At 48.4% G+C, this 22,636-nt stretch carries 22 protein-coding genes and 1 tRNA gene; 19 read left to right on the top strand and 4 right to left on the bottom strand.

Going from position 1 to position 22,636, the window contains the following annotated elements; all coding sequences use genetic code 11:
* Nucleotides 1–61: 61 nt before the first annotated feature.
* The 6 genes from MHM95_RS01600 (at nucleotide 62) to MHM95_RS01575 (ending at nucleotide 3,333) form a co-directional block, all read left to right on the top strand.
* The gene (locus MHM95_RS01600) at nucleotides 62–745 is read left to right on the top strand and encodes a DoxX family protein (RefSeq protein ID WP_239384020.1); all 684 of its coding nucleotides are present in this window, start codon (nucleotides 62–64) and stop codon (nucleotides 743–745) included.
* Between the two features lie 118 nt (nucleotides 746–863).
* Nucleotides 864–1,415, top strand: coding sequence for an NAD(P)H nitroreductase (locus MHM95_RS01595; RefSeq protein WP_239384019.1), 552 nt, complete (start codon nucleotides 864–866; stop codon nucleotides 1,413–1,415).
* Between the two features lie 229 nt (nucleotides 1,416–1,644).
* Nucleotides 1,645–2,022 carry a hypothetical protein gene (locus MHM95_RS01590; protein ID WP_239384018.1) on the top strand — a complete coding sequence of 126 codons (378 nt, stop codon included), beginning with the start codon at nucleotides 1,645–1,647 and terminating at the stop codon, nucleotides 2,020–2,022.
* Nucleotides 2,023–2,078: 56 nt separating this feature from the next.
* Nucleotides 2,079–2,169: transfer RNA gene (locus MHM95_RS01585), tRNA-Ser, on the top strand.
* A 90-nt stretch (nucleotides 2,170–2,259) separates the two neighbouring features.
* Nucleotides 2,260–2,634: a hypothetical protein gene (locus MHM95_RS01580; protein WP_239384017.1), complete on the top strand. Its 375-nt coding sequence runs from the start codon at nucleotides 2,260–2,262 to the stop codon at nucleotides 2,632–2,634.
* Nucleotides 2,635–2,715: 81 nt separating this feature from the next.
* Nucleotides 2,716–3,333, top strand: a complete 618-nt coding sequence (locus tag MHM95_RS01575; RefSeq protein WP_026111357.1) for an FKBP-type peptidyl-prolyl cis-trans isomerase — start codon at nucleotides 2,716–2,718, stop codon at nucleotides 3,331–3,333.
* A gap of 52 nt (nucleotides 3,334–3,385) precedes the next feature.
* Here MHM95_RS01575 and MHM95_RS01570 read toward each other — a convergent pair whose 3' ends face one another.
* Entirely contained in the window at nucleotides 3,386–3,904 is a 519-nt protein-coding gene (locus tag MHM95_RS01570; protein ID WP_239384016.1) for a DUF2062 domain-containing protein, read from the bottom strand.
* A gap of 108 nt (nucleotides 3,905–4,012) precedes the next feature.
* Here MHM95_RS01570 and MHM95_RS01565 point away from each other — a divergent pair, with 108 nt between their 5' ends.
* From MHM95_RS01565 to tcdA, 7 genes are read left to right on the top strand one after another with little or no spacing between them, the layout of a single operon-like run.
* On the top strand, nucleotides 4,013–6,142 hold the full coding sequence (locus MHM95_RS01565; protein WP_239384015.1) for a DNA internalization-related competence protein ComEC/Rec2: 2,130 nt from the start codon (nucleotides 4,013–4,015) through the stop codon (nucleotides 6,140–6,142).
* Between the two features lie 59 nt (nucleotides 6,143–6,201).
* A complete protein-coding gene (gene msbA / locus MHM95_RS01560; RefSeq protein WP_239384014.1) occupies nucleotides 6,202–7,947 on the top strand; it encodes a lipid A export permease/ATP-binding protein MsbA in 1,746 nt (581 codons plus the stop codon).
* Nucleotides 7,944–8,942, top strand: coding sequence for a tetraacyldisaccharide 4'-kinase (lpxK, locus tag MHM95_RS01555; RefSeq protein ID WP_239384013.1), 999 nt, complete (start codon nucleotides 7,944–7,946; stop codon nucleotides 8,940–8,942). The genes msbA and lpxK overlap by 4 nt, the downstream gene beginning before the upstream one ends.
* Nucleotides 8,943–9,140 carry a Trm112 family protein gene (locus MHM95_RS01550; RefSeq protein WP_045978843.1) on the top strand — a complete coding sequence of 66 codons (198 nt, stop codon included), beginning with the start codon at nucleotides 8,943–8,945 and terminating at the stop codon, nucleotides 9,138–9,140.
* Complete coding sequence (gene kdsB, locus MHM95_RS01545; RefSeq protein ID WP_022944512.1) at nucleotides 9,128–9,877, top strand: 3-deoxy-manno-octulosonate cytidylyltransferase; 750 nt, start codon at nucleotides 9,128–9,130, stop codon at nucleotides 9,875–9,877. The genes MHM95_RS01550 and kdsB overlap by 13 nt, the downstream gene beginning before the upstream one ends.
* Nucleotides 9,874–10,539: a TIGR01621 family pseudouridine synthase gene (locus tag MHM95_RS01540; protein WP_239384012.1), complete on the top strand. Its 666-nt coding sequence runs from the start codon at nucleotides 9,874–9,876 to the stop codon at nucleotides 10,537–10,539. Before kdsB ends, MHM95_RS01540 begins: the two co-directional genes overlap by 4 nt.
* Nucleotides 10,540–10,544: 5 nt before the next feature.
* Nucleotides 10,545–11,354, top strand: coding sequence for a tRNA cyclic N6-threonylcarbamoyladenosine(37) synthase TcdA (gene tcdA, locus MHM95_RS01535; protein ID WP_239384011.1), 810 nt, complete (start codon nucleotides 10,545–10,547; stop codon nucleotides 11,352–11,354).
* On the opposite strand, the gene MHM95_RS01530 is transcribed toward tcdA, so the two are convergent.
* The 3 genes from MHM95_RS01530 to MHM95_RS01520 form a co-directional block, all read right to left on the bottom strand.
* Nucleotides 11,351–11,767 (bottom strand): SufE family protein, encoded by a 417-nt coding sequence (locus tag MHM95_RS01530; protein ID WP_138588116.1) that lies wholly within the window; start codon nucleotides 11,765–11,767, stop codon nucleotides 11,351–11,353. The two genes, tcdA and MHM95_RS01530, sit on opposite strands and share 4 nt — an antisense overlap.
* Nucleotides 11,764–13,011: a cysteine desulfurase gene (locus MHM95_RS01525; protein WP_239384010.1), complete on the bottom strand. Its 1,248-nt coding sequence runs from the start codon at nucleotides 13,009–13,011 to the stop codon at nucleotides 11,764–11,766. Before MHM95_RS01525 ends, MHM95_RS01530 begins: the two co-directional genes overlap by 4 nt.
* Before the next feature lie 75 nt (nucleotides 13,012–13,086).
* Nucleotides 13,087–14,373, bottom strand: coding sequence for a citrate synthase (locus tag MHM95_RS01520; RefSeq protein WP_045978838.1), 1,287 nt, complete (start codon nucleotides 14,371–14,373; stop codon nucleotides 13,087–13,089).
* A gap of 428 nt (nucleotides 14,374–14,801) precedes the next feature.
* Between MHM95_RS01520 and sdhC the strand changes: the two genes are divergently transcribed.
* The 6 genes from sdhC (at nucleotide 14,802) to odhB (ending at nucleotide 22,484) form a co-directional block, all read left to right on the top strand.
* Complete coding sequence (gene sdhC, locus MHM95_RS01515) at nucleotides 14,802–15,179, top strand: succinate dehydrogenase, cytochrome b556 subunit (protein ID WP_051034453.1); 378 nt, start codon at nucleotides 14,802–14,804, stop codon at nucleotides 15,177–15,179.
* A complete protein-coding gene (gene sdhD, locus MHM95_RS01510; RefSeq protein WP_022944506.1) occupies nucleotides 15,170–15,517 on the top strand; it encodes a succinate dehydrogenase, hydrophobic membrane anchor protein in 348 nt (115 codons plus the stop codon). The genes sdhC and sdhD overlap by 10 nt, the downstream gene beginning before the upstream one ends.
* Nucleotides 15,518–17,290 (top strand): succinate dehydrogenase flavoprotein subunit, encoded by a 1,773-nt coding sequence (sdhA, locus tag MHM95_RS01505; protein ID WP_045978836.1) that lies wholly within the window; start codon nucleotides 15,518–15,520, stop codon nucleotides 17,288–17,290.
* Nucleotides 17,291–17,301: 11 nt separating this feature from the next.
* Complete coding sequence (locus MHM95_RS01500; protein ID WP_022946093.1) at nucleotides 17,302–18,018, top strand: succinate dehydrogenase iron-sulfur subunit; 717 nt, start codon at nucleotides 17,302–17,304, stop codon at nucleotides 18,016–18,018.
* A gap of 115 nt (nucleotides 18,019–18,133) precedes the next feature.
* A complete protein-coding gene (locus MHM95_RS01495) occupies nucleotides 18,134–20,947 on the top strand; it encodes a 2-oxoglutarate dehydrogenase E1 component (protein WP_053910500.1) in 2,814 nt (937 codons plus the stop codon).
* 10 nt (nucleotides 20,948–20,957) lie between these two features.
* The gene (gene odhB / locus MHM95_RS01490; RefSeq protein ID WP_239384009.1) at nucleotides 20,958–22,484 is read left to right on the top strand and encodes a 2-oxoglutarate dehydrogenase complex dihydrolipoyllysine-residue succinyltransferase; all 1,527 of its coding nucleotides are present in this window, start codon (nucleotides 20,958–20,960) and stop codon (nucleotides 22,482–22,484) included.
* The last annotated feature ends 152 nt before the right edge of the window (nucleotides 22,485–22,636 follow it).

The following is a 22,636-nucleotide window of genomic DNA, read 5'->3' as shown; positions in this document are numbered from 1 at the left end:
TCCGGCACCCGGCGGTCTGTGTGCTATATCAATATTAGTTAACTCAGACCCAAGGTGCCCTATGCTCACCACCGTTACCGGTGTTTACCGTTCACTGCTATCACAACTCAGCTTTCTCGATGGGCTACCATCGTTGTGTATGCGCTTAATTCTTGCCCCTGTGATGATCATTGCGGGCTTTAATAAACTCAACCTTGCTAATAGCGACCTTGCGTGGTCGCAACGATTACTCGCCGATGCCAATGTCATTGCTTGGTTCGGCAATAGCGACTGGGGCTTAGGCCTACCATTTGCTGAGGTACTTGCTTTTTTAGCCGGGTGGACCGAGTTTTTAGGTGGATGGCTCATCCTTGTTGGCTTGTTTACACGCTTAGTGAGTATCCCTTTAATGTTTACCATGGTTGTGGCCGCTACAACCGTGCATTGGCATAATGGCTGGTTTGCAATTACGCCAACTAACCCAGATACCAGTGCCGCAAAAGTGCTTGATTGGGGAGGGGTTCCAGGAGCGCAGCAGAGTCTAGAGAACTCCATGCAAGCTAAGCAGCGGCTCGATATTATGAAGCAGCTGATTGCCGAAAATGGCCGCCCTGAGTATTTATATGAAACCGGCAACATCGTCATTCTTAATAACGGTATTGAGTTTGCGAGTATCTATTTTGCCATGTTGTTAGCGCTATTTTTCTATGGTGGTGGTCGTTTTGTCAGCCTCGATTATTACTTGCGTCCAGCACCTCGTGAATAACGCCAGGTGCTAGACACTCATTCTCAGGAGCTACAATTCTATGGCCCGTTTGGGCCATTTTTATCATCGCTTGAATATGGTACTCTTTTGTTAATTATTCACATTCTCATATATAGCCATGAATGCAAAAGAGCTTTTATTAAATCGTCAATCTGATAGCCAGCTTTCTTTTCCCGGGCCTAATGCTCAACAACTTGAACTTATTCAGCAAGCGGCATTGAGAGTACCAGATCATGGCCACCTTGCGCCGTGGAAATTCATCGTTTTACAAGAACGCCAGCGCGAAAAGCTAGGTGATATTTTCTTACAGGCGGCGCAAAAAGAAGACATGGGCGAGCGAGTGATTGAGCGTGCAGCGTCATTGCCTGAGCGAGCTCCAATGGTGATCGTCTGTATCATGAAGTACATTGAACACGATAAAGTGCCGTGGGTCGAGCAAGTGGCCAGTGCTAGCTGCGCGACATTTGCTATGCAACAAGCGGCATTTGCTCAAGGTTTATCGGGTATTTGGCGAACGGGTGCATTTGCAAAATCAGCCACAGTTAAACAGGCTTTAAAGCTCACTGATGACGATGAAATTGTCGGCTTCCTTTATCTGGGAACGCCTACCGTGGATTGTCCTAAGAAGCGTCGCCACCAAGTCGCTGATTTTTTTACTGACTCGCTGTGAACTATTTTAATAAGTTAGTGTCAAACGCCCTGTGCGGGCAACGAGCATTATATTGTGCCCGCAGCTACGAATGAGTCATCTTTCATTAACCTTTTATTTGTTATCGTGTGTCGAATTTCGCCAAATTAACGGGAAAATAATCTAAATGCTCGGTTTTTTATCATGATTATTTTTGTTAGGCTAAGTTTTGAGCAGACCCTAATAAATAATAAGAAGAAGATGTATTGCTATGGGTAACCTATTTTTAAGAGAGAAAGAACGCTGGGGCTTATGGACTTTCTGGGGTGTCGTTGGGGCGTTAATGACGACCTATGTGGCGATGCTAACCAAAGCGCCTCTTTACATCACCTTGAGCGCCATGGCCGTGGTCGTGTTTATTGCCATTTGGATGCTTTACACTAAACGTTTTGGCTTTTTACGAGCACTTAAGGTCTCCGCTTATATTTTGTGTTTCAGTGCATTACCGGCTTTGTGTTTGCTCATTGTTCCTGCCAGTAAGAATCAACGGCCAGAACTTATTACCCAAAGTGTGATTTTTGCACTGTTGGCGCTTATAGGCTGTGTTATTTGTGCGCTGATCGCCAAGCGCCCTCGGCAATATTACTAAATTGATTTAAAACGCTTTACAGCGCCAACAAAAGCCATTAATATGCGCGCCAATTCGGAGAGATGGCAGAGCGGTTGAATGCACCGGTCTTGAAAACCGGCATGGGTTAATAGCCCATCTAGGGTTCGAATCCCTATCTCTCCGCCACCTCATTCCCAAAACCGCCTTATTGGCGGTTTTTTTCGTTTTGCTTCCCGTTATAATGGCGGCTATTAACCTATTAGGATTTACTCGCTCATGCATAATGTAATGCGTATTGTTGCTTGGGGCATTGTGGCATTTTTATATGCACAGGGCTTAGATGTGGTGTTAACTCTTGTTCGCGATGCCGAGCTAAACTGGATTATGACGTTAACTGCCATCGCCAGTTTTAACCTGCTTACCGCCCATTTAATCACAAAATACGATAACACCTTGGCTATTTTAAGCGCACTGATCATAAGCTGTTTGGGCATCATCGTATTTGGGGTCATGATCCAGCCATTATTCGTTGGGCTCCCTTATTGGCTATGGGTATTTAGCATTGTGTCTTTGCTGCTTTTCGTTTGGTTAATGCCTTGGATCAGCGCAAAAGTGGCCAATAGTTCGGCAAATGAGCGCTCATCGTCTTAGATTTTCTAGCCAGCACTGACGTGCGTTTTTCAGTGTGTTACCCTGTGCAGGCATTTATAGAAACAAAAGATGAACAACTTTATGTCTGATAAATTTAATACCGACGCGGAAAAGGCAAGCTACGGCATTGGCCTACAAATGGGTGAGCAACTAAAAGCAACCCCTTTCGAAGGAATGAACGTAAATTCCGTGTTTGAAGGAATGAAGGATGCCTTTACCGGTGAAAGCTTCCAAGTAGAAATCCCTGAAATCCAGGCAGCGTTTGAAAAAATTAACGCTGAGATTCAGCAACGCCGCGAAGAAGAAGCAAAAGTATTGGCCGCAGAAGGCGAAGCTTTTCTAGCTGACAACGCTAAGCGTGCAGAAGTAACAGTGACTGAATCGGGTCTACAGTACGAAGTAATCGAACAGGGCGAAGGTGACAAGCCTAGCGCTGATGCGACCGTTCGCACTCATTACCACGGTGCACTTATCAACGGTACTGTATTTGATAGCTCTTACGAGCGCGGCGAACCTGCAGAGTTCCCAGTAGGTGGTGTTATTAAAGGTTGGACCGAGGCGTTACAAATGATGCCTACAGGTTCAAAGTGGCGCTTGTATGTGCCGCATGACCTTGCTTACGGTGAGCGCGGTGCAGGTGCAGCTATTGCTCCTTATTCAACACTTATTTTCGATATCGAGCTTATCGATATCCTGTAAGTGTTATACGCATAAAAAAACCGCCAACTGGCGGTTTTTTTATGGCTTAAATTTAGCTGCCATGGTCAGAGTTTCGAGCTTGCCATGCTTTTTTAACACCGCGACACCACAAAAAATCAACTACTATAAAGCTAATAAGCGCGGCGACTGTGCCACACACCAGCGAACCTACTAAAAACGCAGGCCCAATGGTTGTGAGGCTGTCACTCAGCCACTGCCAACTCGCTTCAAAGTAAAAGGCTTGCTCTTGATGTCCTAAAATCCACGTACCGACCAAATAAGAAAAATAGAAAATCGGCGGCATAGTCAAAGGGTTGGTGATCCACACTAGGGCGATGGACAAAGGCAGGTTGACCCGCAGAGGTATTGCCACAGCAGCCGCTAAAATCATCTGGAAGGGAACCGGAATGAATGCGAAAAATAGGCCTACGGAAAAGGCACCTCGCGCCGATCGTCTGTTTAAATGCCACAGATTAGCGTCATGTAAAAATCGCCCAAATATGCGTAGCGACTTTTGCTGTTTAATCTTATTGTGATCGGGTAAAAACCGTTGAATGGTTTTCTTCGCCATGGGATAGGGCCCTGTACATCTATTGCGGTGTGCAGTGGATTCGCGTTCGGGTGTATTTTGTCACTTTTCACCCCGTCACTGCCAGTACTTTTTATCATAATACCTATAATGGCAATAATCAGGGTGTATTGTGGTGTATTTTTAGGCTTTATTCGCGGTGTGGTCTTCGCCATTGGCTATACCCTGGTTTACTACCAACTTATATTTACCTGGCATGGACCATCGTTGAGTGGTGCATACGTTGAGGTGCATGGCACAGTGCAACAAACACGGGTATTGGGGGCAACTCAATTTGTCACCTTGCGCCTCAATGATGTGGCTGATTACGCTGTTCCTTTTTATCAAAACCATTTACTCAGTGTAGCGGTGCATGCCAATCAGCCTGTCGCAATGGGTGCTAAGCTGAGCGCTGATATGCGCGTCAAATCGAAACGCTGGCGTGTTAACTACGATGTGCTCGATAGGCGAATTTATGGGTTTTTACATGGGTTCAGTTTCACGGGAAGCTCAGCTAAAAACATAACGATTACTAACGCACCGCCGTCGATAAGGCAGCGTTACCTGGCTTGGTTGAAAGCGCAGCTGCAACCGCTTGAGTTAAAAGGCGTATACTTAGCACTACTGAGCGCAGAACGCAGTGATATAGAGCCCAAGCACAATCAGTTCTTCAAACACAGCGGTATTATCCATTTATTAGCTATTTCCGGGTTGCATATCTCTTTGCTGTACGGGTTGTGCTTTATAGGTATTAAGTGCGGACTTTGGTGTGCAGCGCATGGGGTGCGCTCAGGACAATGGCAACAGGCCCTTACAAACCGATTAGTGGCAGATGTGGCGCTTTTGATATCCGGTATATTTGTGCTGTTATGCGCGCTGCCTATCAGTGCTCAACGAGCTTGGCTGATGTTAGCCGTTTTTGTTTGGCTGTATTTTTCACGACAACACTATTCGTTGTCGCGCTGCTTGCTTATCGCCTTGGCCTGCGTGTTGTTAGCGAATCCTTTTGCGTTACTTAATATCGGGCTGTGGTTTTCTTTTTTAGCTGTGGCGGCCATTGTTATTGCTTTGGTGCAGTCGCAACGATGGCACTGGCTTAGTCGTTATATGTTCATTCAGCTATGGTTGTTTATTGCCTTAGCGCCATTGAGTGCAGCGACATTCGGTGGATTTTCATGGGCCAGTGCCCCGATGAATCTGATTGCCGTGCCTTTTGTCAGCTTTATTTTATTGCCTTTACTGATTGTCGTGGTATTAACTGGGTTCAGCGAACCAATGCTATGGCTATTGCGTCAATTGGACTTGGCGCTATCCTCGACGTTAGAAGGGGCGATAGAGCTTGGCCCAGTACTTTGGTTTTCCACCGGTGAGCTTGATACCACAGTGGTTATTATTTATTACCTTACAGTTATGGCCATACTGATAAAACCCAGTTTATGGCCTGTGTGTTATGCAGGGGGATTGTTTGTTGGCTATTGTGCACAGCAATGGGTTTATCAACCCAGATGGCAACTTGATGTGCTTGATGTCGGCCATGGGCTGAGCATAGTGATCAGCCGCCAGGGCAAAGCCGTGGTTTATGATCTTGGACCTAGTTATTTCTCGCGCTACTCGATAGTTAAAAATACCTTGCTACCTATCATTAACGCGCGAGGCTTGCAGGTCGAACATACCATTATTTCACACAGCGATAATGACCATGCTGGCGGGCTAGAGCACTGGCTACAAGCAGGGTATGGGCACACCTTAAAACCCTTTCATAATGGTAATCCAGGTATCTGTAGAATGAGCGAATTGAGCTGGCATGGCTTGACTGTTCGCTCTATTTGGCCGCACAGCAATCAGCAAAATGACAATGCTAACTCTTGTGTGGTGCACATCAGTGATGGCAAATACAATGTGCTACTAAGCGGTGATATCACCGAGCGAGAAGAGCAGCAGCTGTTAACGCAAGATAAAATAAGGCCAGTGGATGTCTTGGTCAGTGCCCACCATGGCAGTGACAGCTCTTCTAGTGCCGCGTTTATTAAACAAGCCAAGCCTAAGGTGGTGATTCACTCAAGTGGCACCCGTCGTAATTGGCAGATGCCACACCCCGAGGTGTTCGCACGTTTTGCAGCGCATAATGCAGAGCAATACCAAACTAAATTGCAAGGTGGGATTCGGGTGCAATTTTATGACACCGAAATGCAGATAAAAACAGCAAAAGCAGACAAAAGCTATTGGTTTATCAGTGATTGAGTTTTGTTTTTGCTTTGCTAAAGCTACAATACCCGCTATTGCGTTGATTCGAGAGTATTATGCAGCAAAGCGCCTCCCAAAGTTATAAGCGACTACTTGGTTATGTAAAAACTTATAAAGCCGCCGCCATTGTCGCCATTATTGGCATGCTAGGGTATTCAGCAATGGATGCCACCTTTGTGTGGCTAATGCAGCCATTTATCGATGAAGGTTTAACTGAGCGTAACAGCGCTGTTTTGACTTGGGCTCCTTTTGTTGTGATTGCGTTGGTATTAGGGCGCGGCGCATTTAACTTTGTGTCCAGTTACTGTTTGGCCTATGTGGGTTCGCAAGTGGTGCGCTCATTGCGCCAAGACTTGTTCCAACACATGCTTAACCTCCCGGTGAGTTTTCATGATAAGCACTCCAATGGTGAGCTTATCTCAAAGATCACCTTTGATACCGAGCAGGTGCAACAGGCTATTACCAAAGCCTTGTTGGTGCTGGTGCGCGAAGGGGCGTATGTGGCATTTTTATTGGTGGTGATGTTTGCCGCCAGTTGGAAGCTGTCGCTGGTGTTTTTAGTGATCACGCCGATTGTTGCCATCATCGTGACTGTGGTGTCTAAGCGTTTTCGCCGTATTTCCAAAAATATTCAAAATGCCATGGGTGATGTTACCCGTTGCTCAGAGCAGATGCTCTCAGGACACAAAGTGATCCATGGTTTTAATGGCCAGCAACAGGAAACCGAGCGCTTTGCCCACGTTAACAATATCAACCGCCTGCAACGGGTGAAAATGGATGCCACCAAAGCGCTGAGCGTATCGGTCATTCAAATTCTTGCTGCCTCATCTATGGCGGTGATCTTAGTGCTTATCTCCATGCCCAGCATGCTTAACTCAATTACTTCTGGAACCTTTGTCAGCCTGATCTCGTCGATGATGCTGATGCTACGCCCGCTGAAGCAGCTATCCAATGTTAACAGCGAGCTGCAACGTGGTATCGCCGCTGCGCAAAGTATCTTCACCGTGCTTGATACCGAACAGGAAAAAGACACCGGCACGCAAGTACTAGAAAAAGCCAAAGGGCATATTCAAATTACCGACTTGACCTTCCATTACCCCGATGTCGCAGAGCCGGTATTAAAGTCATTGTCACTGGATATTACTCCGGGGCAAAATATCGCCCTGGTCGGGCGTTCGGGCTCGGGTAAGTCGACGCTGTCGAACCTATTACCGCGTTACTATGACGTCGACCCGGCATCGGCGATTAAACTCGATGGTATTGCCACCAATGAGTTGACTCTGGCGAGCCTGCGTCAACAGTTTGCTATTGTCTCGCAACAGGTGGTGCTCTTTAACGATACTATTGCTAACAATATTATGTATGGCTTGGCACAACCGCTGAGCGAACAAGCCCTTATCGAAGTAGCCAAAAAAGCACATGTGTGGGAGTTTGTTAAAGACTTGCCGCAAGGCTTAAATACCATGATTGGTGAAGACGGTGTCATGCTCTCCGGGGGTCAGCGCCAGCGTATTGCCATTGCCAGGGCTCTGGTTAAAGATGCACCGATACTGATCCTCGATGAGGCCACCTCAGCACTCGATACCGAGTCGGAAAAGTTAATCCAGCAAGCGCTTGAGTCGCTGATGAAAGACAAAACCGCGATTATTATCGCCCACCGTTTGTCGACCATAGAGCAAGTAGATTGCATATATGTGCTCGACCATGGACAAATTATTGAACAGGGCACCCATGGCGAACTGTTAAATGCCAACGGTACCTATGCGGCGCTGGCAAAAATGCAGCAAGGCGAGGGGCAATGAGTCGCGCCGATAACGGCATCGGCGCTGCGATAGAGCGCTCTTGGTTTCGCCGACTGAGCCTGATTACGGTGCTGTTATTGCCGTTAACGGCCTTATACTGGTTGGTTAGTCATGCTCGTCGCCTTGGCTATCGTTTGGGCCTATTCACGGCCTATCGGGCGCCAGTACCAGTGATTGTCGTGGGTAATATCAGTGTGGGTGGTAATGGTAAAACGCCCATGACACTCTATCTGGCCGAGCTGCTGCAGCAACGCGGTAAGCGCGTTGGTATTATTTCCCGTGGCTATGGCAGCCACCCACCAGAGACGCCCTTTGTGGTCACAGCGGACACCGAGCCCCATCAAGGCGGCGATGAGCCGGTGCTACTGGCCAAACGCAGCGGATGTGCGGTGGTGATTGGCGGCGATCGCAAGACCAGTATAGAAAAATTGCTGGCGCAACACAGTGTCGATGTCATTCTCAGCGATGATGGTCTGCAGCATTACGCGCTAGAGCGCGATATCGAATTATGTATAGTCGATGCCGCGCGGCGCTTTGGCAATGGCTTACTGCTCCCCGCAGGGCCGTTGCGCGAGGGTCAAGGGCGGCTAAAGTCTGTCGATTTGGTGATCTATAATGGTGAGCAAGCAGGACAAGCCAGTTATCAGTTAGCCTCATCCGGGCTTTATGGGGTTGCCGATGAGCAGCCGCTATCGCCCCCTTTTGCAAAGGGCGTCGCCATCAGTGCGATTGGCAATCCGGAGCGCTTTGAGCAGAGCCTGCAAGCAATTGGCGTGGCTATTAGTGAAGCCGTGCATTATCGTGACCATCACCATTATCAAGCATCGGATTTAACCCAGTTTGGCGAACAGGCTGTCTATATGACAGAGAAAGATGCGGTAAAATGTCGTACTTTCGCTCACCGGCAGTGTTATTATTTACGCGTAGATGCCAAGGCCAATCAGGTTTTGGAAACTCAATTAACAACTATTTTAAAACGTAAAGGGGTGCTGTAAATGGCGTTCGATACTAAGCTCTTAGAAATTATTGCCTGCCCAGTTTGTAAGGGAAAGTTGCGCTACGATAAAGACAATCAAGAACTCATTAGTACCGCTGCGAAACTGGCTTACCCAATTCGTGATGACATTCCGGTACTGTTGGAAAACGAAGCGCGAGAGTTGAGCAGTGACGAGGTTGAGCAGTGGAATTCGTAGTTATTATTCCCGCACGCTATGCCTCTACACGCTTACCAGGCAAACCGCTGGCTGATATAGCCGGCAAGCCAATGATTCAGCACGTCTATGAGCGTGCGGTGTTATCTGGCGCGACGGCGGTTTATGTGGCCACCGATCACGTTGATGTGGCGACCGTGTGCGAGGGCTTCGGTGCCCCCGTGGTGATGACCCGGGAAGACCACCAATCCGGCACAGAGCGTTTAGCCGAAGTCGTAGCTAAGCTAGCGTTAGATGACGATACACTGGTGGTTAATGTGCAAGGCGATGAGCCGCTACTAGCGCCAGAAAATGTCGCCCAAGTGGCGCAATTGCTCAGTGGTAACGACGCCCCGATGGCGACCCTGTCGACGGCGATTATAGACCGCGAAGAGGCGCTCAATCCCAATGCAGTGAAGGTGGTGAGTAATACTGCACAGCAAGCACTTTATTTCTCCCGCGCGCCGATCCCTTATCATCGCGATGCATTACTAACAAAAAGCTGTGAGTTAGACATTCGCCACATGCAACGCCATATCGGTATCTATGCCTATCGCGCAGGTTTTATTAATGAGTATATCGGCTTGGCGCCATCGCCTTTAGAGCAACTGGAGTCGCTGGAGCAATTACGTGTGCTTTATCATGGCTTCACCATTAACGTGGCCGAAGCCAAACAGGTGCCCGCTGCGGGAGTGGATACCGAAGAAGACCTAGCGCGAGTGATAAGCGCACTTCAATGAGTACCCTCACAGTCATCAATGATGACAGCGATTTCACCGTTGTATATAAACCGGCGGGGATGGATTTTCACTCGCAGGATAACGAGCCGGGGCTGGTGGCCATAGCCCAGCAGCAATTGGACACTAAGTTCTACCCCGTACATCGCCTTGATAAGGTGACCTCAGGTTTAGTGCTGCTACCAAAAAGCAGCGCGGTGGCGGCCACATTCACGGCGATGTTCAGTGCCCACGAGGTAGATAAATTCTATATGGCGCTCTGTACGGCAAAACCGAAAAAGAAGCAGGGGTGGATCAAAGGTGACATGGGCAAAGCCCGGCGCGGCGCTTTTAAGCTACTAAAAACCCAAGAAAACCCGGCCATTACCCGATTTTATAGCTACTCGCTGGCACCGGGACTAAGGGGCATGGTGTTAAAGCCTTTCAGTGGCAAAACACATCAGCTCCGTGTTGCCATGAAGTCATTATCGGCACCGATTCTGGGCGATACCCTGTATGGCGCCGAGGCCAGCGATCGCACCTATTTACATGCGTACGCGCTGCGTTTTCAATATCGCGACCAGCATTATTGTTTTTGTGCGCCGATGCAAGAAGGACAGCATGCAGCGCAGTTAAATACACTTTTAAGCTTTTGTGACAACCAACCTTGGCAGTTAAATTGGTAGAGACAATGACACAAGATGATTATCAACTTCGCTTCGGTGGTATCAGCCGCCTTTACGGACAACAGCAAACCCAATGGCTGCAGCAGGCGCATTTCTGTGTCATCGGCATTGGCGGGGTCGGCAGTTGGGTAGCCGAGGCGCTGGCGCGTACCGGAGTAGGGCAGCTCACCCTTATCGACCTCGATGATATATGCGTTACCAACAGTAACCGGCAAATTCATGCGCATTCGCAATCGGTGGGCGAAGCCAAAGTGGAAGCTATGAAAGCGCGTTGCCTGCTTATCAATCCACAGATCACCGTGCATGTGATTGATGATTTCATCACTATGGATAACATTCGCGAACACATTCAAGGCTTTGACTACGTCATCGATGCCATTGATGCGGTGAAGGAAAAGGCGGCCTTGATTGCCCATTGCAAACGCAATAAGTTACCTATTATCACCACCGGCGGCGCGGGAGGGCAAACCGACCCGAGTGAGATAAAATTTGGCGATGTCGCCAAAACCACCCACGATCCGTTATTGGCCAAGGTTCGCTATTTACTGCGCAAACAATATAATTTTAGCAACAATCCGAAGCGTAAGTTTGATGTCGATTGTGTGTATTCCACCGAGCAGTTGGTCTATCCCGATGGCCATGGGCAGGTATGTCGAGCTAAGCAAGGGGCCGATTCAACGATGAATATGGACTGTGCTAATGGCTTTGGATCGGCAACCATGGTGACCGGCAGCTTTGGCTTTTTCGCAGCGGCTAAAGCAGTGCGCAAATACTTAAATAAGCGCCAACGTTTGAGTGAGCAAAGCCAGGGTTAACAGTGGCTTTTGGCAAATTGGTTAATCGCGCTGACAATGGCGCGAATGCCGTTACCGCGCGAGGGACTGAGGTGGCGCATCAAACCTAACTCCTCGAACTCTTGCTCGGCGTCAAGGGCCGCTGCTTGTTGCGGGGTTTTACCGTTGTACATCATGAGAATCAACGCCAGTAATCCTTTAACAATGCGAGTGTCGGAGTCGGCCACCACAACCAGCTTATCTTCTTGGGGAGTGAAGTCGATATACAACCAGACATTACTTTCACAACCGGAAACCTTAGCTTCATCGACTTTTAGCTCATTGGCAAGGACTGGCAAGCTTTTTCCCAACAGCATCAACTCACGATAACGTTGTTGCCAGCCGTGAAGGGCTTGAAAAGCCTGTTTTAGCTCAGGGTAATTGCTATAACTCATGGTGCCATCATCTCCAAGGTATTACGTAGCGCACTGATAAAGTGGTCGATTTCTTCAAAGGTATTGTAGAACGCCAAGCTGACTCTCACCGTACCATTCACCCCTAACGCATGCATTAACGGCTGCGCGCAGTGGTGGCCATGGCGCAGGGCAATGCCTTCCATATCGAGTAAGGTGGCAATGTCATAGGGGTGCTCAGATTGTACATAAAAGCTGACGGTACCGACATTATGCTGCATGTCGCCAAGCAAGGACACCGATTCAATTTCGCTTAAGTGCGCCACTAAATACTGCATTAGGCTACGCTCGTGCGCTGCTAGGGCGGCGCTATCGAGGTTATTTAAATACTCAATGGCGGCGGCAAAGCCAAGCACCGCACTGATATTCGGTGTGCCGGTTTCAAACTTACTCGGGGGCGGGTTAAATTCGGTATGCTCAATACGCACCTTGGCGACCATTTCGCCGCCGGTTTGAAAAACATCGAGTTGCTGAAGACAACTAAAGCGCCCGAACAATCCGCCAAGGCCGGTAGGGCCGAGACATTTATGTGCCGAAAACACGAAAAAGTCGCAGACCAAGTCGGCCATTTGCGGGCGCAAATGTAGCAGCGACTGGGCACCATCAACCAAGGTCCAAGCACCTTGTTGCTTGGCCTGACTGAGTAGCGCTTTAACGGGGTTAATATTGCCAAGGGCATTTGAAACATGGGCCAGGGCAAATACCTTGGGTCGATACTGGGCAATCATATGCTCCGCTTGAGCAATATCGAGTAGACCTGCGGGGGTGACCGGTACGGCCATCAATGTTGCACCGGTGCGCTTCGCTAGCTGCTGCCACGGGACGATGTTGGCGTGGTGCTCAAGTTCGGTTATTAAAATCACGTCTTTGGGTTGTAACTGCGCCGTCAGCCCATAGGCAACCAGGTTAATGGCCTCGGTGGCCCCTTTGGTCCATACCAGTTCGTTATGTTGACAGCCGATAAATTCGGCCACTTGCTGGCGTGCGTGCTCATAACGGCTGGTTGCTTGCTGACTTAATTGGTGTGCGCCGCGATGCACGTTGGCGTTTTCCTGGCTGTAAAAGCGCGTCAAGGTGTCAATCACACAGCGTGGTTTGTGCGCCGTTGCGGCCGAATCAAAATAAACACGTTCGGTGTCACCATGTTGAGTCAGGGCAGGGAAATCTTGGCGTATTGCGTCTATATCAAACATGGTTAGTAAAGCTGGCTGTACAAATGCCGCCATTGTAGAGAACTAGGCTGAAATGGCAATAAAAAAGGCCGCTTGGGAGCGACCTTTTTCAACTCTAAAACGCGTTGCTTAGCGCTTGTCTTGAGCGACGTAATCGCGCTTCGTTGCGCCTTTGTATAGCTGACGTGGACGGCTGATCTTGTGACCAGGCTGAGACAGCATTTCATCCCAGTGCGAGATCCAACCGACAGTACGCGACATAGCGAAAATAACGGTGAACATGCTGGTTGGGATGCCAATCGCCTTAAGGATGATACCTGAGTAGAAGTCTACGTTCGGGTATAGTTTCTTCTCAACGAAGTAAGGGTCTTCAAGAGCAATTTGCTCTAAGCGCATAGCAACATCTAGAAGAGGATCTTCGATGTTTAGCTCTTTCAATACTTCGTGGCAGGTGTCACGCATTACCGTGGCACGTGGGTCGAAGTTTTTGTAAACACGGTGCCCGAAGCCCATTAGGCGGAACGGGTCGTTCTTATCTTTCGCTTTAGCGATGTATTCGTCGATGCGATCAACTGAGCCAATCTCTTGCAGCATGTTCAAACATGCTTCGTTGGCACCACCGTGCGCAGGGCCCCAAAGTGATGCGATACCCGCTGCGATACATGCATAAGGGTTAGCACCAGATGAGCCAGCAATACGTACCGTTGAAGTTGATGCGTTCTGCTCGTGGTCAGCGTGCAACATGAAGATACGGTCCATGGCTTTAGCAAGCACAGGATTTACTTGGTAATCTTCAGAAGGCACTGAGAACATCATGTGTAAGAAGTTCTCTGCGTAGCTCAGGTCGTTACGTGGGTAAACGAATGGTTGACCAATGGTGTACTTGTACGCCATCGCTGCGATAGTCGGCAGTTTCGCAACTAGGCGAGTGGCACTGCGCTTACGCTGCGCTGGGTCTGAGATGTCTAAGTCTTGGTGATAGAAAGAAGACATGGCACCAACCACACCACATAGCATCGCCATTGGGTGAGCATCAACGCGGAAACCTTGGAAGAAGGCCGCCACTTTCTCGTGCACCATGGTGCTTAGAGTGATTGACTTAGAGAATTCTTCAAGCTCTGCTTCTGACGGTAATTCACCGTTAAGCAGTAAGTAGCAAAGTTCGACGTAGTTAGATTGTTCAGCAAGCTGATCAATGGGGTAACCACGGTGTAGCAATACGCCTTTACCACCATCGATGTAGGTGATAGATGAGTCACAAGAGCCAGTCGACATGAACCCTGGGTCGTAGGTGAAGTAGCCGTGTGCGCCTAAGGTACGGACGTCGATAACGTCTTGACCCGCAGTACCTTCGTAAATGGGAAGTTCAATCGGGTCTTGTCCATCAATATGGACAGTGGCTTTCTTATCTGCCATCTAATTATCTCCTATAAGAATAACAAGCTAAAGCTGTTATGCGTGATACTAATGTTAAGCAAATTCCGATCATTCTAACGTACAAGAGGGGTAGAAAGTCAATTTTAATGCATTTGTGTATAATAAATATTCTGCAAAGATTAAATATTATACCAATGGCTAATTCGCAAACCTCCGTGACTAAACAAGAATTGTAATATCCGCTGCAGACTTATATACTGTCAGGGGTTCAATACCGTAACGTCTTTGAGTAAACCGTTTATTACAAACACGTGAAATTTCGCTTTAAAATTGAACAAATAAAGTGATCTTTTTTCGCGTCTGTGGGTTTATTTATGTGAGCGCATTTATGCAGTGATTGCATAAATGGTTATAACAACAATGTAGATGGCTCTATTTATCAATGTGAGCAAGATGGGCAAGTAACTGTGAAAAAGCAAAGACCTGTAAATCTCGATCTAACGACCATCTCTATGCCAGCAACGGCCAAAGCATCAATTCTGCACCGCGTCACCGGTGTCGCAATGTTCTTTGCCTTGACCTTTGTTATCTGGGCATGGGCTGTGTCACTGTCTTCTCCGGAAGGATTTGAATTTGTCAAAAGCCTGTTAACCGGGTTTGTTGCCAAATTTATCGCCTGGGGTACCCTCACCGTTCTCTCGTATCACTTCATCGCAGGTGTACGCCACTTAATCCAAGACTTGGGTCCGTGGAAAGAATTAGATTCAGGCAATGCAACCGCTAAAATCGGCTTTGTATTGTGGGTGATTGTTGCCGTATTGGCGGGAGTTTGGCTATGGTCTTAAATCAAGCATCTTTAAAGCGTGATGGTGTTCAGGATTTCGTATCGCTACGAGCGACGGCACTTATCATCAGCTCTTATGCACTATTTATTATTGGTTATCTGCTATGCACTCCAGCATTAACCTATGAAGCATGGTCGGGGTTATTCGGTAACTTCGCGATGAAGGTATACACCCTAATCGCCCTTGCGTGCATTATGGTGCACGCACGCATCGGCCTATGGCAGGTGCTAACCGACTATGTAAAGAACGCCAAACTACGCGCGTTTCTTGGCTTCGTATTAAACCTTATGGCCCTATCTTACGTAGTAGTTGGCCTGTTTGTTCTATGGGGTGTTTAAGTGAAATATTCAGTTCGCGAATTTGACGCAGTAGTGGTTGGCGCTGGCGGTGCGGGTATGCGCGCAGCCTTAGCAATCACTGAATCAGGCAAGTCTTGTGCGCTTATTTCCAAGGTTTTCCCAACCCGCTCACACACCGTGTCGGCTCAGGGTGGTATTACCGTAGCACTAGGTAACTCGCACGAGGATAACTGGGAATGGCACATGTACGATACCGTTAAGGGCTCCGATTATATCGGTGACCAAGACGCCATCGAGTACATGTGTAAAACTGGCCCAGAGGCAATCACCGAGCTTGAAAACATGGGCTTGCCATTCTCACGCTTTGAGAACGGCCGCGTATACCAGCGCCCATTCGGTGGTCAGTCGAAAAACTTCGGCGGCGAGCAAGCAGCGCGTACAGCTGCTGCTGCGGACCGTACTGGTCACGCCTTGCTGCACTGCTTATATCAGCAAAACGTAAAGAACAAAACCAATGTATATTCTGAGTGGTATGCACTGGACCTTGTTAAAAACGACGACGGCGCGGTAGTGGGTTGTACAGCTATCGACATCGAGTCTGGTGAAGTGGTTTACTTCAAATCGAAAGTTGTTGTGCTTGCCACCGGTGGTGCAGGGCGTATTTATGCCTCGACCACTAACGCGCACATCAACACGGGTGACGGCGTGGGTATGGCCACACGTGCTGGCGTAGCCATGCAAGACATGGAAATGTGGCAGTTCCACCCAACCGGGATCGCCGGTGCCGGAACCCTGGTAACCGAAGGTTGCCGTGGTGAAGGGGGTTATCTTCTGAACAAAGATGGCGAGCGCTTCATGGAGCGTTATGCGCCTAATGCCAAAGACTTAGCGTCACGTGACGTAGTTGCCCGTTCAATGATGACCGAAATCCGCGAAGGTCGTGGTTGTGAAGGTCCATGGGGCCCGCATATTAAACTGAAACTGGATCATCTTGGTGAGGAAACGCTAAATCTACGTCTCCCTGGCGTATGTGACCTAGCTAAAACCTTTGCTCACGTTGACCCAGCGAAAGAGCCAATTCCAGTTATTCCAACCTGTCACTACATGATGGGTGGTGTACCAACTAATGTGAACGGCCAAGTGCTAAGCGTTGATGCCCAAGGCAACGACACGCTTGTTGAAGGTCTATTCGCAGTCGGTGAAATCGCTTGTGTATCTGTACACGGTGCTAACCGCCTAGGTGGTAATTCTCTACTTGATTTGGTTGTATTTGGTCGTGCAGCAGGTAACTACCTAGGTGTTTACTTGAACGATTACCAAGCGCAACGTGATGCTTCAAGCGACAACATTGAAGGTGCATTGGCACGTTTCAACCGTTGGGAAACATCAAAAGAAGGCCAGGGCGAAGACCCAGTGCAAATCAAAAAAGACCTACAGCAATGTATGCAGCTTAACTTCTCGGTATTCCGTGAAGGTGATTCAATGGCAACGGGTCTTAAAGAGCTAAAAGAAATTCGCGAGCGTCTTCAGCATGCCCGCTTGGACGACAAGTCAAGCGAGTTCAACACTCAACGCATCGAGTGTTTAGAGCTTGATAACTTGATGGAAACAGCTTACTCAACAGCGGTTGCTGCGAATTTCCGTACTGAGAGCCGTGGTGCACACTCGCGCTTCGACTACCCGGACCGTGATGACGAAAATTGGCTGTGCCACAGTGTTTACAACCCTGAGACAGAAGAAATGTCTAAGCGTGATGTAAACTATGCACCTAAGCTTCGTGAAGCGTTCCCACCTAAAGCTCGTACTTACTAGGAGAGATGACGATGGCAACTTTAGAATTATCTGTTTATCGTTACAATCCAGACGTGGATGATGCGCCATTCATGAAAGACTACACCCTTGAGGTGGAAGAAGGTCGTGACATGATGGTGCTTGACGCACTGCTGATGTTAAAAGAGCAAGATCCAAGCCTGGCATTTCGTCGTTCCTGCCGTGAAGGGGTATGTGGCTCCGATGGTGTGAACATGAATGGTAAAAATGGCCTTGCCTGTATTACGCCAATTTCTGCATTGCAGACAAACGGCAAGGGCAAGGTAGTGATTCGTCCACTACCGGGTTTACCGGTTATTCGTGACCTTGTAATCGACATGTCGCAATTCTACACTCAGTACGAGAAAGTGAAGCCGTATCTCATTAATGATACGCCTCCAGCGGGTGAGCGTTTGCAGTCGATTGAAGATCGTGAAAAGCTAGATGGGCTATACGAATGTATTCTTTGTGCATGTTGTTCAACATCATGTCCAAGCTTCTGGTGGAATCCAGACAAATTTATCGGCCCGGCCGGCCTATTACACGCTTACCGCTTCTTAGCGGACAGCCGAGATACCGCCACCGATGAGCGCTTGGCAGATTTAGACGATGCATTCAGCGTATTCCGTTGTCACAATATCATGAACTGTGTCAATGTATGTCCGAAAGGTTTGAATCCGACCAAAGCGATTGGGCAAATCAAATCAATGCTTCTTAATCGTTCCGTTTAAGGGCATAATAGAACTAAGAATGGCTGGACGTCTGTCTGGCCATTCTTCGATCACTTACTTGAGTTTTAAGTAAGTCAGACAATGTAAATTCTGCGCTAGATAAAAGGGCTTATAAATGCACGATGGTGTGATGAAGGCATGGCTAGAGTCTTCTCATCTGTACGGCGGTAACGTTGCCTATGTTGAGGAGCTTTATGAAGCATATCTTGATGATGTGACTTCAGTGCCAGAAGAATGGCGTGAAGTGTTCGAGCAACTTCCCAAAGTGGAAGGGGTGGATGTAGAAACTAAGCATTCACAAGTAAGAGCTGAATTCGCCAAGCTGGCAAAAAATAAACATCGCGAAGTAGTTGTTGCAGAAGGTGGTCAGGGTGACCCCAAACAGATCAAAGTATTGCAACTGATAAATGCTTTTCGATTCCGTGGTCACCAAAACGCGAATCTTGACCCACTCGGGATTTGGAAACGTGAACGCGTTCGCGATTTGGAGTTAGACTTCCACGGTCTTTCTGAAGACGATTTTGACACTGAGTTTTATGTAGGTTCGTTTGCCGCCGGCGGCGAAATGATGAAACTGGGTGACTTATACAAAGCATTGAAGGCAACCTATTGTGGTTCCATCGGTGCCGAGTACATGCACATCACATCTACCGAAGAAAAACGTTGGCTACAGCAACGCTTAGAATCGGTTCAAGCACGCCCTCAATTCGATAGCAAAACCAAGCAGCGCATTCTTAAAGGCTTGATTGCGGCCGATGGTCTTGAAAAATACCTAGGCTCGAAATTCCCAGGTGCCAAACGCTTCTCATTGGAAGGTGGCGACGCCTTAGTGCCAATGCTTAAAGAGCTTATTCACCGCGCTGGTGAAAGTGGCCAACAAGAAGCGGTGATTGGTATGGCCCACCGTGGTCGTCTCAATGTGTTAGTGAACGTACTAGGTAAAAACCCATCGGCGCTGTTCGATGAGTTTGCTGGTAAACATGATGACACGCTGGGCTCTGGTGACGTGAAGTACCATATGGGTTACTCATCAGACTTCGCCACCGAAGGTGGCAGCGTACACATGGCCTTGGCATTTAACCCCTCACACCTAGAGATTGTTAATCCAGTGGTGATGGGCTCGGTACGCGCGCGTCTTGACCGTTTAGAATGTGAAAGTGGCTCAAAAGCACTGCCTATCACCATCCACGGTGACTCGGCCATCGCCGGTCAGGGGTGTGTGCAAGAAACCTTCAACATGTCGCAAACTAATGCCTTTAAAGTAGGCGGCAGTGTGCGCATCGTGGTCAATAACCAAGTTGGTTTCACCACGTCTAAGCAAGACGACACACGTTCTACCGATTACTGTACCGACATTGCTAAAATGGTGCAGTCACCGATTTTCCACGTTAACTCCGACGACCCTGAAGCGGTTGCCTTAGTGACGCAAATTGCACTTGATTTCCGTAATCAGTTCAAACGCGACGTGGTTATTGATTTAGTGTGTTACCGCCGTCATGGACACAACGAAGCGGATGAGCCAAGCGCCACGCAACCGTTGATGTACAAAAAGATCAAAAAGCACCCAGTGCCGCGCCAAATCTATGCTGATCAGCTGGTTAGCGAAGGTGTCTTGAGTGAAAAAGAGATTAAGAAACTTGCTGATGATTACCGCAATGGCCTAGACGAAGGCAACTGCGTGGTTGAAGAAATCGAGCCAGAAACTAAGCACTCTTCTGATTGGTCGAAATTCGTCGGTCACGATTGGGATACCGAGTATGAAACTCATATTCCTGTTGAAAAGCTTAAAGAGCTTGGCGAGAAGGTGGCTTCTTATCCAGAAGAGCACAAAGCGCAATCTCGGGTTAAGAAGATTTACGATGACCGCAAAGCGATGGCCGCCGGCGAGAAAAAACTCGACTGGGGTATGGCTGAGACCCTTGCATATGCCACTATGGTTGAGCAGGGCACAGACATTCGTCTAACCGGCCAAGATTCAGGCCGTGGTACCTTCTTCCACCGTCATGCTGTGGTGCATAATCAAGAAGATGCATCCACCTATTTACCGCTGCAACACATCAAAGAAGACCAGGGTAAATTTGAAGTGTACGACTCGGTGCTCTCGGAAGAAGCCGTGCTTGCATTTGAATATGGTTACGCCACCGCCGAGCCAACATCACTGGTGATGTGGGAAGCGCAGTTTGGTGATTTCGCCAATGGTGCGCAGGTAGTATTTGACCAATTCCTGAGCTCAGGCGAACAAAAATGGGGCCGTTTATGTGGCCTAACCTGTTTGCTACCTCATGGCTACGAAGGTCAAGGCCCAGAGCACAGCTCAGCGCGCCTAGAGCGTTTCTTGCAGCTATGTGCAGACCACAACATGCAAGTGTGTGTGCCGTCGACACCAGCGCAGGTCTACGCTATGTTGCGTCGTCAATCAGTGCGTCCGCTGCGTCGTCCACTGATTGTTATGACCCCGAAATCATTGTTGCGTCACCCGTTAGCCGTTTCTACGCTAGAAGAGTTATCTGAAGGCGTATTCCACAATATGATCGACGAAATCGATGATATTGATGCTAAAAACGTTGAGCGCGTGGTGTTCTGTAGCGGTAAAGTTTACTACGAGCTGCTGCAAGAGCGTCGTAAGCAAGAGCTGGATAACATCGCCATTGTGCGTGTTGAGCAGCTTTACCCATTCCCGCATCAGGAAATGGCTGACATTATCGAACGCTACAGCCATGTGAAAGATTTCGTATGGTGTCAGGAAGAGCCACAAAACCAGGGTGCATGGTACTGCTCGCAGCACCACTTCTGGCAGGCAATTCCACAAGGTGCAAACCTAACTTATGCAGGACGTAACGCGTCCGCGTCACCGGCATGTGGTTACATGTCAGTACATACTAAAGAACAACAAGCGTTAGTCGCTGACGCGCTTACCATTAAAAAATAAGGGATAAGAGATGACCACAGAAATCAAGGTTCCTGTTCTTCCTGAGTCAGTTGCAGACGCCACCGTTGCAACTTGGCATGTCAGTGTTGGCGACAAAGTAAGTCGTGACCAGAACCTCGTAGACATCGAAACCGATAAAGTCGTACTTGAAGTAGCGGCGCCGGCAGACGGTGTGATCAGCGAGATTAAAGAGCAAGAAGGCGCAACGGTACTTGCTGAGCAAGTGCTAGCCATTGTTGGCGAAGCCGACGATGCGCCTGCTGCTGATGAGAACAGCAGCGACGATAACGCTAAAAGTGAAGAAAAAGCTGATTCAGCACCAGCCAAAGACAGCGGTGCTTCAGAAGGTAAAGAAGTGGATATTAAAGTACCTGTACTTCCTGAATCTGTTGCCGATGCCACCATCGCAACATGGCATGTTCAACCAGGTGAAGCGGTCAGCCGCGACCAGAACTTGGTTGATATTGAAACTGACAAAGTTGTACTTGAAGTGGTAGCCCCGGATGACGGTGTCATGGGCGAGCACGTTCACGGTGAAGGCGATACGGTCACAGCCGAGCAAGTTATCGGTAAAGTGAAAGTAGGCGCTAAAGCTGCTGGCGGTAGCAAAGAAGAGTCTGCTCCGGCTGCCGAGCAAAGTGGTGATGGCAGTGCCAGTGATGCATTGACTCCCTCAGTACGCCGCCTCATTGCTGAAAAAGGCCTAGATGCGTCAAAAATCAAAGGTTCAGGCAAAAACGGTCGTGTTACTAAAGAAGACGTAGACAAGTTCCTTAAGCAAGCGCCGGCTAAGCAAGAAAGCAAAGCCGATGATGCTCAGTCAGCGCCTGTGGGTAACCGCACGCAAAAACGTGTACCTATGACACGTCTTCGTAAGACCATCGCTAACCGCCTACTTGAAGCGAAAAACTCAACGGCGATGTTGACCACCTTTAACGAAGTGAACATGAAGCCAATCATGGACCTTCGTAAGCAATACAAAGACGCCTTTGAAGAGCGCCACGGTATCCGTTTAGGCTTCATGTCGTTCTATGTTAAAGCGGTAGTAGAAGCGCTTAAACGCTTCCCAGATGTGAACGCATCAATCGATGGCGACGACATCGTTTATCACAACTACTTCGATATCAGCATTGCGGTATCAACACCGCGTGGCTTGGTAACGCCAGTACTACGCGATTGTGACAAGCTGTCGGTTGCAGAAATCGAAGCCGGTATTCGTGAGCTAGCGCTTAAAGGCCGTGATGGTAAGCTAACGGTTGAAGACATGACCGGTGGTAACTTTACTATCACCAACGGTGGTGTATTTGGCTCACTATTATCAACGCCAATCATCAACTTGCCACAGTCTTCAATCTTGGGTATGCACAAAATCCAAGAGCGTCCTATGGCGGTGAATGGCAAAGTTGAGATTCTACCTATGATGTATTTGGCCCTGTCTTATGACCACCGCCAAATCGATGGTAAAGAGTCTGTTGGCTTCTTAGTGACCATTAAAGAGATGTTAGAAGATCCAACACGTCTTCTACTTGATGTATAAACATCGAGAATGAATAAAAATTAAGCTGTGGCCCGCGCCGCAGCTTTTTTTTGCCGCCTTTAGTCCCACTAGGGTTTTCAAGCATAGCCATGGGATCTATACTAGGTGCGCAATTTGGGATGGTTGGGTAAATTGCATATTTATTCAGCTCT

The sequence above is a fragment of the Pseudoalteromonas sp. CnMc7-15 genome, assembly GCF_022347925.1.
Taxonomy (GTDB): Bacteria; Pseudomonadota; Gammaproteobacteria; order Enterobacterales; family Alteromonadaceae; genus Pseudoalteromonas; species Pseudoalteromonas ruthenica.
Note: the sequence above shows the minus strand (reverse complement) of the source record. Positions and strands in the feature narration are given on the sequence as shown.